General features: G+C 33.0%; 19 protein-coding genes. 13 read left to right on the forward strand and 6 right to left on the reverse strand.

Going from position 1 to position 14,488, the window contains the following annotated elements; translation table 11 throughout:
• Positions 1-10 precede the first annotated feature (10 nt).
• Positions 11-1,657, reverse strand: coding sequence for an alkaline phosphatase PafA (pafA, locus tag ABEG63_RS18690; RefSeq protein WP_346586841.1), 1,647 nt, complete (start codon positions 1,655-1,657; stop codon positions 11-13).
• A gap of 251 nt (positions 1,658-1,908) precedes the next feature.
• On the opposite strand from pafA, the gene ABEG63_RS18695 reads away from it, so the two are divergent.
• From ABEG63_RS18695 to ABEG63_RS18715, 5 genes are all read left to right on the forward strand, one after another.
• Positions 1,909-2,235 (forward strand): hypothetical protein, encoded by a 327-nt coding sequence (locus ABEG63_RS18695; protein WP_267401550.1) that lies wholly within the window; start codon positions 1,909-1,911, stop codon positions 2,233-2,235.
• Positions 2,236-2,320: 85 nt separating this feature from the next.
• Positions 2,321-2,713 carry a VOC family protein gene (locus tag ABEG63_RS18700; protein WP_346586842.1) on the forward strand — a complete coding sequence of 131 codons (393 nt, stop codon included), beginning with the start codon at positions 2,321-2,323 and terminating at the stop codon, positions 2,711-2,713.
• Between the two features lie 37 nt (positions 2,714-2,750).
• Positions 2,751-3,287: a GNAT family N-acetyltransferase gene (locus tag ABEG63_RS18705; protein ID WP_346586843.1), complete on the forward strand. Its 537-nt coding sequence runs from the start codon at positions 2,751-2,753 to the stop codon at positions 3,285-3,287.
• Between the two features lie 83 nt (positions 3,288-3,370).
• Entirely contained in the window at positions 3,371-3,955 is a 585-nt protein-coding gene (locus tag ABEG63_RS18710) for a TetR/AcrR family transcriptional regulator (RefSeq protein ID WP_346586844.1), read from the forward strand.
• 169 nt (positions 3,956-4,124) lie between these two features.
• Positions 4,125-4,862, forward strand: a complete 738-nt coding sequence (locus ABEG63_RS18715) for an SDR family NAD(P)-dependent oxidoreductase (RefSeq protein ID WP_346586846.1) — start codon at positions 4,125-4,127, stop codon at positions 4,860-4,862.
• A 58-nt stretch (positions 4,863-4,920) separates the two neighbouring features.
• On the opposite strand, the gene ABEG63_RS18720 is transcribed toward ABEG63_RS18715, so the two are convergent.
• Positions 4,921-5,292: a helix-turn-helix domain-containing protein gene (locus tag ABEG63_RS18720; protein ID WP_267401555.1), complete on the reverse strand. Its 372-nt coding sequence runs from the start codon at positions 5,290-5,292 to the stop codon at positions 4,921-4,923.
• A 90-nt stretch (positions 5,293-5,382) separates the two neighbouring features.
• On the opposite strand from ABEG63_RS18720, the gene ABEG63_RS18725 reads away from it, so the two are divergent.
• Positions 5,383-5,931, forward strand: coding sequence for an NAD(P)H-dependent oxidoreductase (locus ABEG63_RS18725; protein ID WP_346586847.1), 549 nt, complete (start codon positions 5,383-5,385; stop codon positions 5,929-5,931).
• A 60-nt stretch (positions 5,932-5,991) separates the two neighbouring features.
• Here the strand turns inward: ABEG63_RS18725 and ABEG63_RS18730 are convergent, their stop codons facing one another.
• Complete coding sequence (locus ABEG63_RS18730; RefSeq protein WP_346586848.1) at positions 5,992-7,104, reverse strand: 5-(carboxyamino)imidazole ribonucleotide synthase; 1,113 nt, start codon at positions 7,102-7,104, stop codon at positions 5,992-5,994.
• A 311-nt stretch (positions 7,105-7,415) separates the two neighbouring features.
• Positions 7,416-7,976 (reverse strand): DUF1543 domain-containing protein, encoded by a 561-nt coding sequence (locus ABEG63_RS18735; protein WP_346586850.1) that lies wholly within the window; start codon positions 7,974-7,976, stop codon positions 7,416-7,418.
• A 73-nt stretch (positions 7,977-8,049) separates the two neighbouring features.
• Between ABEG63_RS18735 and ABEG63_RS18740 the strand changes: the two genes are divergently transcribed.
• Positions 8,050-8,880: a sulfite exporter TauE/SafE family protein gene (locus tag ABEG63_RS18740; protein ID WP_267401560.1), complete on the forward strand. Its 831-nt coding sequence runs from the start codon at positions 8,050-8,052 to the stop codon at positions 8,878-8,880.
• Positions 8,880-9,263 (forward strand): DUF1634 domain-containing protein, encoded by a 384-nt coding sequence (locus ABEG63_RS18745; RefSeq protein WP_312393752.1) that lies wholly within the window; start codon positions 8,880-8,882, stop codon positions 9,261-9,263. Before ABEG63_RS18740 ends, ABEG63_RS18745 begins: the two co-directional genes overlap by 1 nt.
• Positions 9,264-9,413: 150 nt before the next feature.
• On the opposite strand, the gene ABEG63_RS18750 is transcribed toward ABEG63_RS18745, so the two are convergent.
• Both ABEG63_RS18750 and ABEG63_RS18755 read right to left on the reverse strand, forming a co-directional pair.
• Complete coding sequence (locus ABEG63_RS18750) at positions 9,414-9,791, reverse strand: VOC family protein (protein ID WP_346586852.1); 378 nt, start codon at positions 9,789-9,791, stop codon at positions 9,414-9,416.
• Positions 9,792-9,910: 119 nt separating this feature from the next.
• Positions 9,911-10,924 carry a DUF2268 domain-containing putative Zn-dependent protease gene (locus tag ABEG63_RS18755; protein WP_346586854.1) on the reverse strand — a complete coding sequence of 338 codons (1,014 nt, stop codon included), beginning with the start codon at positions 10,922-10,924 and terminating at the stop codon, positions 9,911-9,913.
• A 228-nt stretch (positions 10,925-11,152) separates the two neighbouring features.
• On the opposite strand from ABEG63_RS18755, the gene ABEG63_RS18760 reads away from it, so the two are divergent.
• The 5 genes from ABEG63_RS18760 to ABEG63_RS18780 all read left to right on the forward strand — a co-directional run bounded on the left by ABEG63_RS18760 (position 11,153) and on the right by ABEG63_RS18780 (position 14,488).
• On the forward strand, positions 11,153-12,052 hold the full coding sequence (locus ABEG63_RS18760) for an NAD(P)H-binding protein (RefSeq protein WP_346586856.1): 900 nt from the start codon (positions 11,153-11,155) through the stop codon (positions 12,050-12,052).
• Between the two features lie 232 nt (positions 12,053-12,284).
• Entirely contained in the window at positions 12,285-13,199 is a 915-nt protein-coding gene (locus ABEG63_RS18765) for a helix-turn-helix transcriptional regulator (RefSeq protein ID WP_346586858.1), read from the forward strand.
• 81 nt (positions 13,200-13,280) lie between these two features.
• Entirely contained in the window at positions 13,281-13,640 is a 360-nt protein-coding gene (locus ABEG63_RS18770; RefSeq protein WP_346586859.1) for a hypothetical protein, read from the forward strand.
• 69 nt (positions 13,641-13,709) lie between these two features.
• On the forward strand, positions 13,710-13,973 hold the full coding sequence (locus ABEG63_RS18775; protein WP_346586860.1) for a hypothetical protein: 264 nt from the start codon (positions 13,710-13,712) through the stop codon (positions 13,971-13,973).
• 149 nt (positions 13,974-14,122) lie between these two features.
• Entirely contained in the window at positions 14,123-14,488 is a 366-nt protein-coding gene (locus ABEG63_RS18780) for a hypothetical protein (RefSeq protein ID WP_267401569.1), read from the forward strand.

Consider the following 14,488-nt stretch of genomic DNA (forward strand, 5'->3'; position numbering starts at 1 on the left):
TTTATTTCAACTACTTTCCGATTGCTTCTGTGATTGGATTTCCTACATTTCCGCTTGGAAACTGAATCTTCAATAAAGCTGAAACCGTAGGGGCAATATCTGTCATGAAATACGGCTTATTGCTTTCACCATGTTGAATTCCCCACCCCATAAATAATAATGGAATATGAGCATCATAAGAATTCCAAACACTGTGTGTAGTTCCTGTTTTAGCATAAGGTGGCAACATAGAATCGTGAGAAATCAACTGAATATCTCCACTTCTCTGTCTGTTGATTCCGTTGATTATTCTTTGTTTAATCGGCTCCGGAATGGTAGCTTCCTGAACTTCTTCCACAGAAACTGCATATAAAACCGTAGGGTCTTTTTGCAATTCTTTAATGGTGAAATCTCTTACATCATCCAGCTCAAGCTTATTATCAGCCAATAATTTTCTATCAAAATAAACCTGATAATTTTCAACAGAATTAATTAATTTATCAACCCCGAATTTATCTTTTAATTTTTGATTGATATTTTTCTCCATTCCCTCCCCAAAGAAACCTGTAGGAAGTTTATGCTCCTGAAGGAAACCTACAGAATGCGCTCCCCCGTGATCTGCAGAAAGAAAAACAGTATACTGACCTTTACCTACTTTTTCATCTAAATAATTGAAAAATTTAGCAAAATCCTGATCTAATCTTAAATAAACATCCTCAACTTCAATAGAATTTGGTCCAAATTTATGCCCTGCATAGTCTGTTGAAGCTAAATTAATTGCCAAGAAATCTGTCACATCATCACTGCCCATTTTTTCACCTTCTACAGCTGCTTCAGCCATTTTCAATGTCAATGTATTTCCAAAAGGTGTATATCTGATGTTATCTTTTCTATCCTGATAATCTTTAGCCAAATTGCTATAAGGGAAAGTTGGCGTTTTTGCACTTCCCAACAGCCCTTCCCAAGCCGAATTATCTGGTGAACTTTCTGTGTATTGATTAATCGGAAGCAAAGTATTCCAGCCATTTGCCACCAATTTATCAGGCAATGCCTGCGAGTTGAAAGATTTTACCCATTGCGGCAAATCGTTCATATACCAAGTGCTTGTGATGAAGTTTCCTGTAGAATCATCAAACCAAAAAGCACCTGTCGGCGTGTGCCCTGCTGGTAAAATAGATGCTCTGTCTTTCAGAGAAACCCCCACAACTTTTGCCTGGAAATTCGTTGCTAATCTCAATTCGTCGGTAACCGTTGTAGACCAAAGATTTTTGGGTGAATGACTTCCCACTTTTACATTGGTAGTTCCCACCGGTTTTACGCTTTCGTCTGTGGTGCAATATACATTTTTACCCGTTTCTTTATCTGTCCAGTCATTTCCTGCAATCCCGTGAATCGCCGGAACCGAACCTGTATAAATACTTGTATGCCCCAAAGCCGTTACCGTAGGAACATAAGGAATATGAACGTTGTTCAGAGAATATCCTGAGTTTAATAATCTTTTGAAACCATCGTTACCAAATTTGTTGTAAAAACGATACAGATAATCCCAACGCATTTGGTCTACTACTAAACCAACTACCAATTTGGGTCTTTCTAATTGAGAATTTTTGTTCTTCTGCGCATTGATTGTCATTACGGACAGAAAAGTAGCCGCCGCAATCGAAATTTTCCTAAGCATTCAGTAAAATTTTTATTGAAGACAAATGTAAGCCTTTTGAAAGTTTTGGAATATGAAATTTTATTTAAATTTAGGTAGCATTTATCTTATTTAAAATGATTATAATCAAAGGCTACTGGTTTTCAAGTAGAATTCATAAATTATCAATTTTAAATTTTCTTCGTATTAGAAAGGTTTTAAATAAATTTAATTAAATTTGAGAATGACAAAACATCATTAATATTCGCCCTCAAATATTATATTATAAAAACATGAAAATACTGAGACCGTTTCTTTTATTTATTTCCATTATCTTATTCGGATGGCTTTTTGTGAGCAATGCCAACGAGATCAATGTAGCAGCAACGTTAAATGATGCCGAAATAAAATCTGAAATCGCCAAAATAAACAGTTTTACAGATATTGATAAAATCAAGGAATATTCTATCGGAAAGATTAATTATCTGGAATCTGTTCGTGAAAAGAATTCTCAAAATGCAATTATCAGAACCATCATTATTTTATTTTTGGTATTGCTGCAAATTATTATTTACTCTACAAAAACTAATTTTTCGAGTTCAGAAGCAACAGATTTTTAGATTATTTTTTTGAAAATGTTCTTAAAATTTTTGTCAGCTTAAACTGTTCTGGTTTATTCTGGAACTCCATTTTAAAATAAACAACATGATTAAATTTAAATATGTAATCCTTTACGTTCAGGATCTGGAAAAATCTATGAACTTTTATAAAGAAACATTCAATACAGAAATAAAATTCATCACTCCTGAAAAAGATTATGGTGAGCTTATAACAGGCGACACTACTCTATCTTTTGCGTCTTTAGAATTGGCGAATTCTAATATTAAAGAAGGTTTCTTACAATCTAATGCTGAGAAAAAGCCTTTCGGAATTGAGCTCGGTTTTGTAACCGATGATGTAGAATCTTTGGTAGAAAAATCTTTAATCAATGGAGCAACTTTATATGAAAATATTGTAGAAAAACCTTGGGGACAAAAAGTAGCTTATATTAAAGATCTTGATAATTATTTAGTTGAAATTTGCACTGAAATTCATTAATCTTTAATCATCTTTAAACTATAAATTTTCCTTTCGCATGGAAATAAAAAAACTGGAAAAATTACACTTTAATCCAACAGAAAACTGGGGTTTTAATGGTTATGAAACAGATAAAATCTATGTAATTTCTGCTATTGAAATCGGAACTTCTTTTGAATTTAGTTTAAGAGAAAAAAATCAACATTACAGAAAAGTTTGGAAAACAAATTCTGATGATATTAATGATTTAAATAAAATTATTGAAAAAGGTCATTCTTTCGGAGCTTACCACGAAAACGAATTAATTGGATGGATTATTTGTGATTTCAGAGCTTGGAACAACAGTCTTTTTATCGAAAATATGTTGATTAGTGAAAAATTTCGTGGACAAAATATCGGAAGACTTTTTATTAAAAATATTAATCGCGAAGCCAGAGATCTCAATTGCAGAATCGTAGAACTTGAAACCCAAAATACGAACTATCCGGCGATAAAATTCTATAAAAAAGCAGGCTTTCAAATCACAGGAATCAATACAAAACTGTATAATAATTCTATAGAAACAGCTTTATTTATGAGTTATGATATATTATAGACAAAACCAATAGTTGATATTTTAATTTTTATTTTGTACCAAATAGTACAATTATATACCTTTGCTTCATCAAAACAGAAAACATGGCAGGCAGACCCAAAATATTTGACGAACAAGAAGCTGTAGAAAAAGCAACCGAGGTTTTTAGAAATAAAGGCTACGATACAGCTTCTGCAGACGAATTATTGAGCGCCATGGGAATAGGAAAAGGAAGTTTTTATTTGGCTTTTAAAGGAGGAAAACAGGAATTGTATATTCGATCAATTAAGCAGTTTGCAGGAAATTTCAATCAAAAAATAGCATTGGCTATTGAAAATTCTGAAGATAAAATCGATTTTATTAAAAAACTTTTCTTTGCCTTGGCTCACGCAGAAGATTGTGATATTGAACGGGGCTGCTATCTTGGAAATGCATTGGTTCAGCTTTCTGAAAAAGATGCTGAAATAAAAAAAATAACGGCAGAATTACTGAAAGGTTTGCAGAAAATATTTGCTAAATCCATCAAAGAAGCTCAAGATAACGGACAATTAAAAACTCAGCAAGATCCTGAAATTCTGGCTTGGCACCTTACCAACCTTTGGAACGGAATTCATGTTACCCGACGGATGGAAAGTTCGCCAGAGATGCTTCACTCGCTTATCGATATTAATTTGAAATTATTAGAGTAAGGCGGGATGATGGAAGCTGAAAGTTAAAATAATATTATCAATTCGATGAGTTATAAACTTCGATTATCAAACCTTCAGCTTCCAGTTTAGACAAAATAAAATTTTTTATAAAATTTTGTACCAAATGGTACAATTTTAAATTTACTAATAGTAACAAAAACAAATTATTATGAACATTACAAACAACACAATTTTAATTACTGGCGGAGGTTCAGGAATTGGTTTAGAAATTGCAAAAGCATTAAGTCCTGAAAATAAAATTATTATTGTCGGAAGAAATAAAGAAAAACTGGATGCCGTTGCAAAAGATTTTAAAAACATTTTTACCATTCAAGCCGATATCACGAATGAAGCAGACATCAACAGATTATACGAAGAAGTAAAAACAACGTTTGGAAACATTACTATTTTAATTAATAATGCAGGAAATGCTTATGTTTACAATCTTGCAAGCGATGGCGATATTTATAATAAAGCAATTGCCGAGTTTACGACGAACTATTTTGCACCGATTCGTTTAACAGATAAATTTTTACCGTTATTAAAAGAACAAAATGAAGCGGCCATTGTGAACGTTTCTTCTATTGTTGGGCTCGTTCCCGGTTCTCATGTCCCGACGTATTCCGATTCTAAAGCGGCATTGCATTCCCATACCCGATTGCTGAGATATGAGCTCGCTAAAAACTCTAATGTAAAAGTTTTTGAATTGATGCCACCTTTGGTAAACACAGATTTTTCGGTAGAAATCGGCGGCAGAGAAAACGGAATTCCGGCCTCGGATGTAGCTCGTGATTTGGTAAAAGCACTACAGGAAAATATCTATGAAATTCGTGTGGGAAATACAGAAATGGTTCACAATAACTTTTTTAAAGCGACAGAAGAAGCATTTGCTATTTTTAATAATTAGCCTGAAAATTAATTCAATATAGTTTAAATTCCTGCAGATTAAAAGAATTTGCGGGAATTTAAGCTTCCACAAACTCTCCTTTTTCATCTACAATTAAATTTCCCCAATTGGTAATCGCTTCTAAAACGGGAATACATGTTTTACCAAAATCGGTGAGGGAATATTCAACCTTTACCGGCGGCTTTTCACCAAAAACTTTTCTGGAAATCAATCCGTCTTTTTCTAATTGTTTTAATTGAATGCTCAACGTCATTTCTGTTACTGAAAATAATTCTTTTCTCAGTTCACTATATCTTTTCTTACCATCTTTCAAGTGATATAAAATAACGGTTTTCCATTTTCCTCCAAGAAAATCCATTGCCAAGCTCACCGAGCATGGATAAAGCTTTTCCCCGATTTTCACATAATTAGCAGTACATTCCTTTTTCATTGTTTTGATACCTATCCAATTAGATAGTTATTGCAAATGTAATAAGCTCTAAATAATTTTGCAACTATAAATTTTATAGTATAAATAAATATGGCACTAATTATTCTTGGGCATCCCAATATTGAAAGATCGATAGCCAATAAAACAATTATTGAAGAATTAGAAAAAAGTGATGTAGAGGTTGAAATAAGACATCTTTCACAAATGTATCCTGATTATAATATTGATGTAAAATCTGAACAGGAAGCTTTACTAAAACATCAAAATATTGTATTTCAATATCCTTTTTATTGGTATAATATGCCCGCTATTCTGAAACATTGGTTTGATGCTGTTTTTGAATATCAATTTGCTTATGGTTCGAAAGGAGATCAACTGAAAGGCAAAAATTTCATACCCAGTTTCACTGTTGGCGGGCCGGAAAGTGAATATTATACATTGGGGGAACATCATTTTCGGGTACATGAATTTTGTAAAAATTTAGAGCAAACCGCTTATTTTGCAAAAATGAATTATGTAGAGCCGTTTTACTTCCACGGAACGTCTGTTAATGCAGGCTATACAGAAGATGATGTGAAAAGAAAAGCCCTTGATCAGGCAACAAAATTAATTGAAAAACTGAAACGACTTAGTTCCTAAGGTATCAAACAAAAAAGACTGCAATGCAGTCTTTTTCAATATAATATTTAAATTTAATAATTATTCAGCAATCACTCTTACCATGGCTTTCACTTGTACCAATTTCTCCATCAGTTCTTCTCTTGAATCTGCTAATACATTAATGTGTCCCATTTTTCTTCCCGGTTTAGTTTCAGTTTTTCCATAAAGGTGAACGTACGTTTCAGGCAATCTTAATACATCTTCCATTCCTTCGTAAACTACTTTTCCTGAGAATCCTTCTGCGCCCACCAAATTGAGCATTCCGCTGTAAATGATTGCATCTGTATCTGCCAAAGGTAAATTTTTCACCACACGATACATTTGCTCAAACTGAGAATTGGCATTACCTTCTTGACTTTGATGTCCTGAATTATGCAGTCTCGGCGCCGTTTCATTTACCCAAATTTTGCCTTCTTTATCTAAAAATAATTCAATCGCAAAAAGCCCCGGAGAATTTACAGCAGCTAAAAATTTTTCAGTAATAGCGAGAATTTGATTTTCAATTTCTTCTGTTAAATAAACCGGACAAACATTGAAATCTAATAAATTTAACTTCGGATCTGCCACCATTTCCGTTACGGGAAATGTTTTTGTTTCACCATTTTCATTTCTTGCAACGATCACAGAAAGTTCTTTGTCAATATCAACCAATTTTTCAATAACAGAATCCTGGACCCAAAGATTTTTCATGTCTTCAGCCGTACGAATTACCTGTACACCTTTTCCATCATAACCTCCCGTATTCATTTTCTGAACAAAAGGCAAAGGCATTTTAATCTCGTCTGAACTTCCGTCCATCACTTCAAATTCCGGACTAGGAATATCATGCGCTTTATAAAATTCTTTCTGAAGGATTTTTTGTTGAATGGTTTTAATGATATTAGAATTCGGAACCACTTTTATTCCCTGATTTTCCAATTCAGCCAAAGCATCTGCATTTACGTGCTCAATTTCTATGGTAACAACGTCTTTATCTTTACCGAAATTTAAAACCGTTTCGTAGTCATTAAAATTTCCTTGAGTAAAGTTAGAAATGGTGTGGCAAGGCGCATCAGAAGCCGGATCTAATGTATAAAACTGATCGTCATATTTCAACGCTTCCTGAATCAGCATTCTTCCCAGCTGTCCTCCTCCTAAAATTCCTATTTTCATTTTTACTTTTATTTTTTTCTATTAGATTTAATTTTTGATTTAAATTTATTTAAAACCTTTTAAACTTGCTTAAACTTTTTTAGGAGCTTTTTCCCGCTTTTCACTATATCTTTGGTTTCGCTTCGCTACACAAAAGGATGCCGTTACAATCGGGGCTATGGTTGTCCTCGCCTATTCAACATCCGAAAATATCCACAAAGCGTCATCCTGAAAGGATCTACACACGAACTTTTCCATACTACTCTCTAATACTATGTTTAGATCCTTTCAGGATGACAAACTTTGAAAATAAAAAGTCCGTAAAGATTTTATTAAATTTTATCTATTTTTAAATATCCCAAGCCCATTGGGTTTTCCTGATTTTCAGCATCAGATTTTATCAATGAAATTGAATATTTTTCTTTCATTTCTTGAGGTAAAATATCGCTTACATTAAAAATATCATCGATGTCTACTCCATGCTTATCATCAATATGGCTTACGGCTCCTTCAAAACCCATCGTCTTGTAAAATTCAGTTGCTTTTGCTTTTTTCACAATATCTCCCATCGAATTTCCAACCATCAAATGTTGCTCATGAAATTCTTCGAAAAAACCTTTTTTATATCCTCCAAGATTAATAAAATACAGTTGCTCTTCAGAAGTTTTTGTTCCTTTTGCAACAATCTTCACTTGATAGCCATCGGCAAATTTTACCTCCTGATAACAGTCTAAATGTATTTTTCCGTCTGCCTCTTTCCAGAAATTTTTCATATCCGGAACAAGATCTTTAAGGCTTGCTGCAATACCGAAAAATACATCGTGCTGCTCAATATTTCTGCCTTTTGGCGTTGCACCAAGGATGATATAGAATAATTTTAACTGATTTTCCATCCTGCAAAAATACGTCAAATTTATCTTTTTATAAACGTTTGGCAGAGTACTGCAATAGTTTTATATTTGTAACATGTCAGAAATCATTATTCTCTTCCTTGGAGCAATTTCCGCGGGGCTTTTGGGTTCATTAACGGGTTTAGGAGGAGGAGTTATCATCATTCCTTTATTAACGCTGGGTTTCGGCGTTCCTATGCATTATGCCATCGGCGCTTCTCTTATCTCTGTAATCGGAACTTCTTCAGGTGCGGCGGTAGCTTTCGTAAAAGAAGGATTTACCAACATGAGAATCGGTATGTTTTTGGAGATAGCCACGACGGCAGGAGCTATTGTGGGTGCTGTAGTTTCGGGTGCACTAAATCCTAATACAATCGGAATTATCTTTGCTAGCATTCTTCTTTTAACAGTAATATTAAATCTTAAAGGAAAGCCAGACCATCAAAAACCTTTAATAAAAGGAAGTCTGGAAGATAAATTAAAATTATACGGAACTTTTCCTGATAAAGGGGTCGTGAAAAGCTATTCTGCAAGAAATACCATTCCAGGATTTTTGATGATGATGTTTGCCGGGGCAATGTCCGGGCTTTTAGGAATTGGTTCCGGAGCGTTGAAGGTTTTAGCGATGGATAATATGATGAGACTACCTTTCAAGGTTTCTACTACCACGAGTAATTTTATGATTGGGGTAACTGCTGTGGCAAGTGCTTTAATTTATTTTCAAAGAGGTGAAATTATCCCTGTAATTGTAGCTCCTGTATTAATCGGAGTTGTGGTGGGAAGTTTTATTGGTTCTAAAACTTTAATGGCTTCAAAGACAAAAAAACTGAAAACATTCTTCGCTATTGTAATCACAATTTTGTCTATTTATATGATGTATAACGGTATTAATAAAAGTTTCAGATAATGAAAAAAGACTTCACAGATGTGGATTTGAACCGCTCCGTCGGAAATCTTCTGAGACTGGGTGTAATTCTATCCGTAGTTACTTCTCTGATTGGTTTCGTAAAATTATTCATGGAAGGCTTTAAAATGCCTAAAAAATATTCAAGTCTGGCAATAGGAAATTCTTCAGATAAAGTTTGGGGACATTTTTGGAATTCTCTTTGTAAAGGAGAAGGTTCTGCGATTATTCAATTAGGAATTTTACTGTTGATTTTCACCCCGTTAATGAGAATTGTCTTTGCGCTAATAGGCTATTTAAAAGAAAAGGACTACGTATATGTTGTCATTTCTTCTATTGTTTTGGCAATTATGGCGATAAGCTTTTTTACAGGCTACGCACATTAATTTTCTTCAAATCATTTGGTTTATCAAATCACAAATATCCTTTCCAAATTATTTTCAATGAATAGATATGCTTTGTTATAGCTATATCAGCCACGAATACACAAATTAATGTTTAAAATTCGAGCATTCGTGGCATTAAATATCATGTAATTAAGCTTCATAAAATTCTAACGGCAACTGATCCGGATCTTGGGTAAAGAAAAATTCTTTACCTGTGAATTCATCTATGCGAATTTCTTCACAAACTAATCCTTTATTCATTAATTCTATTCGTTTTTCATTTACATTATCTACTGAAAATGCCAGATGTCTTAAACCACAAGACTCTGGTCTGGAAGGCCTTTCCGGAGGGTTTGGAAATGAAAATAATTCAATTACATAATGATCTCCAATTGCAAGATCAAGCTTGTAAGATTGTCTTTCTTCACGATATACTTCGCGGATGACATTTAATCCTAAAACCTCTGTATAAAATTTCTTCGACACTTCGTAATCTGAGCAAATAATAGCAATATGATGGATTTTCATTTCGATTTTTTAATTTTTCTGTCTTCGAAAATACAAAATCAAATTTTCTTTTTATTGAATATTTTTAAATATACTTGTTAGATAAATAGATGGCAGATTTTTCCCTCTTTTTACTCAGCCTATAAAGAACTTACAAATTTTTCATAATCACTTTTCTGCAAAACCTCTTTAGGAGTTAGCTGATAAATATCCGTCCATGATGAAACACCGTGCTTTTCGACATATTTTTCAATCATTCGAAAACCTAACCAATAATTCAAAGCTTTCGGAGCGTCAGGAAATAATTTTAATTGATCATTCCTTAAAAGCGGATTATTTCCAGATTCATCATCAAAAAAAATTTTCACATTGGTAAAGATTTTCTTTTCATTTTTCAGAAACCATTCCCAATCTTTTTTCGACATATTTTCCACCGCTTCATATTTCTGAATTTTCCCTTCGAAGAAAACCCAGGTAAAATAACAGGCGAAACCTTCATCGATCGTCTGACTTAACGCGGAATTTTTATAAGCATCCTGAGTCCTGAATTTTTCATACACCAAATGATTGAGCTCATGCGGCAATCCTTTTTCAATCATATATTCAGGATCGGCATTTTCATAATTCAGTTCCAAAGCAAACTGATCGGCATTGCAACCGCCGAAACCAATACCTGTTAACGGACTATACAAAATACTTACCGTCGCTTTTGGCTGATAAGGAACTAACTGACCAAACTTTTTAAGATTCGTTTTTAAAACTTTGTTGAGGTTGATGTTTAAAAGACTTTGAGCTCCTTCATCAAATAATTTTTTGTTTTTGGGATATAAATTTTTATTCCATTCGATCATTCCCGCAGCGTTATTAAATTTTGACGCATTTTCCTCACCAAAAATATTTGCGTAACAGCTATCCCAAAGCTTTTTATGAGGTTGATACACTTTTTCTGCGATCATTTCAGCATTAAAAGCACTGTCTTTATGAGCCAAAATTTGATATTTAAACAAATTTTTCACCACAATATCATTCACTTTTATACTATCTGCCAATTTTTCAACATTCTTTTCAAAAGTATTTTTGGGATCTAATTTTTGATTCATAGAGCTGAAGCAGACCGCTGCAATGGTGAATATATATAAAATGGTGCGTTTCATGATGTTAGTTTAGCTGAATATTAATTAAATGAATTCTTTCTAAAAATAATGTTTTTTTGAATTAATTATTCATTTTTTCAAATAAAAGACAACTGAAAATAGAATTTTATTACAAATAATGAATTTAAGACTTCATATTTTCATTAAAATTCAGCTAAGTAAAAAGCAGATTTGGCTACATCGGAAATTCTGACAATTCTGAACTTTGTTTCAATAAAAATTTAAAAAATGAAAATTATTGTAACAGGTTCTTTAGGGAATATCAGCAAACCATTAACGATAGAATTGCTTGAAAAAGGTCATGATGTAACGGTAATCAGCAGTAATTCTGAAAGAAAACCAGCAATCGAAGCCTTGGGAGCAAAAGCTGCAATCGGTACGATGGAAGATATTGATTTTTTAACTGAAAATTTCAAAGGAGCGGATATTATTTATGCCATGGAAGCTTTGAACGCTGGCGTATTTTTCAATCATGAAATTGATTTTGTTCAGGCAAATATTCAAATTGCAAAAAATTATAAAGAAGCTATTGAAAAATCGGGAGTGAAAAATATTATCCATTTAAGCAGTATTGGTGCTCATACAAACGAAGGAAACGGAATCTTGAAATTTCATTATGAAACGGAAAGAATATTGAATGAACTTCCTGAGGAGGTTTCTATAAAGTTCATGCGTCCAGTTGGTTTTTATTATAATATGTATGCTTTTATTCCGACCATTAAATCTCAAAATGCAATTATTCAAAATTACGGAGGAGATGAAAAAGAACCTTGGGTTTCACCTTTCGATATTGCTTCTGTGATTGTCGAAGAAGTGGAAAAACCATTTAATGGAAGAGAAATCCGCTACATCGCCAGCGAAGAAATTTCCCCCAACGAAATTGCCAAAACTTTAGGTGAAGCAATCGGAAATCCAGACTTGCAATGGATCACCATTTTGGACGAGGATTTATTAAACAATTTAATTAATATCAGAATGAATCCCGAAACGGCAAAGGGTTTTGTGGAAATGAATAAAGCACGAAGAGGAAGCATTTTATATGAAGATTATTACAAAAACAGACCCGTTTTAGGCAAAATTAAAGTAAAAGATTTTGCTGAGGATTTTGCGAAAGCTTATCACAATTAAATTTCTTTTGTCTTGAAACAAAAGAAACAAAAATTCAAGACTTGGAAACTTACACTAAAAATTAAAGCCTAATCCTAAAATTCCCAAAACTTGCGCGAAATTTAAATTTCTCTTTCAATTCAAAATTTTTCTCGCGCTTCGAACAGTGGGAATTTTTTAACGGATTATGCTTTAATTTTCTTACCGTTCCATTTTCCGAAGTCGATTAACTGAAAATCAATACCTTTATCTTATGAAACAGCCGGTAAGAATAAAAACCATCAGTGAGTTCCATGAATTTCGTGGATTGCCGAAGCCTGAGCATCCGCTCATCAGCGTGGTCGATTATAGCCTGATTAAGCATACCCAGGAAAGTGGTTCTGCGAGCTGGGTTCAGGATTATTATTCGATTTCCATCAAAAGAAATTCTCACGCGAAGATCAAATATGGTCAGCAAAAATATGATTTTGATGAAGGCGTGATGTTTTTTATGGCTCCCGGACAGGTTTTCAGTGTGGAAGTAACCCAAAATTCATCATCAAAACATTCGGGATGGATTTTATTGATTCACCCAGATTTTCTCTGGAATACATCTTTAGCTAAAAAAATAAAGCAGTATGAATATTTCGATTATTCAGTAAATGAGGCTTTATTTCTTTCTGAAAAAGAGGAAAATATCATTAAAAATATCGTTCAGAATATTCAGAGCGAATACCATTCTTCGATTGACGCATTCAGCCAAAACATTATTATTTCACAAATTGAAACTTTGCTGAATTATGGTGAACGGTTTTATCAGCGGCAATTTATTACCAGAAGAATTACCAATCATAAAATTCTGGATTCGCTGGAAGAGCTACTTACAGATTATTTCAACAATGAAAACCTCATCACAAAAGGTCTTCCAACTGTACACGGAATTGCCAAAAAACTGAACGTTTCGCCAAGTTATTTAACCGGATTATTAAAAGTATTAACGGGACAAAGCACTCAGCAGCATATTCATGAAAAACTGATCGAAAAAGCAAAAGAAAAACTTTCTACTTCTCAATTATCCATCAGTGAAATTGCTTATGAATTAGGGTTTGAACATCCACAGTCTTTCAGTAAATTATTCAAAAATAAAACGCAGGTTTCGCCTTTGGAATTTCGACAATCTTTTAACTAACAGCTTTAAAATCTTGAAAGTTTAATATATATAGAAAAATATATTTTAATTTTTAATATCTTGATGAAAATTAAAATAATCATGAGGATTATAAAAATTATTTCAGTACTCTCCTACTGCTGCATTTTGATTATGGGAATGATGATTGCTGTTCCGATGATCTTATTTTTGATAGGTACAGCCATAGATTTTAGAAACATAGATCAGGTTTTTGCCATACTGGGAATCGTTGGAATTGTTCTGACTTTTATTTCGTGGAAAGAAGGTGTTTTAAAATCAATTATTGCTTTCCTGTTTATGATTTCACCTATTATTTCACGTTTATTTCAGGCTCCTGTTGAATCGTTTAATTATTGGGTATTCACTGTCCCGTTGGCTATTTTCATCATTACTTACCTTATTGTTATTATTTTACAGATTAAAGAAAAATTGAAAACCTGATTGGTTTATTTTTTACATTTGAAAAGTCCAACATAATTTGAATTCAAAAAAACTAATATTTAAACCATTATGAAAAAAATTATTCTGTGCCTTTCTGCACTTGTTATCATTTCTTGCTCTAATCCTATGGACAAAAAATATAATGAAGCAACGCTCGGAGAAGATTTCACCGAAATTTCCAAAGCCGGAAAAATGAATCAGGACGAAGAAAAATTGATGGCAGCCTATCTTATTATCGCAAAATTCAGAAAATTACCTGTGGAAGGAAAAACGTACAGCGAAATTCTGAAAGAAGCAAAAGAGTTTAAAGAGCAAAAGAAATTTAATAACTAAGAGATCGTTTCATTAATCATCAAATAATCAACTGATATCTAATTCAATACATAAAAAACATAACATAATTTTAATATTTTTATCACTTTTAATTGAAATATATAGTATTTTATTTATTTTTACGTCACACTAAAAATAAAATAATAACTATGAAAAAAACATTTTTGTTAGCAATTTCATGTTTTGTCATGTCCTCATGCAACAATGAAAGCATCCCGACCATGAGTCAGGAGAATCAAACTACAGAAGCCATTCAGAATTTTAAGCGCGCTATTGTTACTGCGAATAATTCTAAAAATCTTCCTATTACAGAGGAAAGTCGCAGTAAAGAATTTCAATATCTACAAATGAGTGACGCACGAAAAGATCTCATTTTACCAGCTGCAAAGCATCTCATTAAATCTACAGGAATAAAGGAGGAACAAATTGAAAGAACGACTAAAGGTGATAAAGCCAAGATCATTTTATGGGCAATGGAAATTTTCCGAAATGATTATAAAAACACTTCTTTATAA

This window comes from Chryseobacterium sp. C39-AII1 (assembly GCF_039672645.1).
Classification (GTDB): domain Bacteria; phylum Bacteroidota; class Bacteroidia; order Flavobacteriales; family Weeksellaceae; genus Chryseobacterium.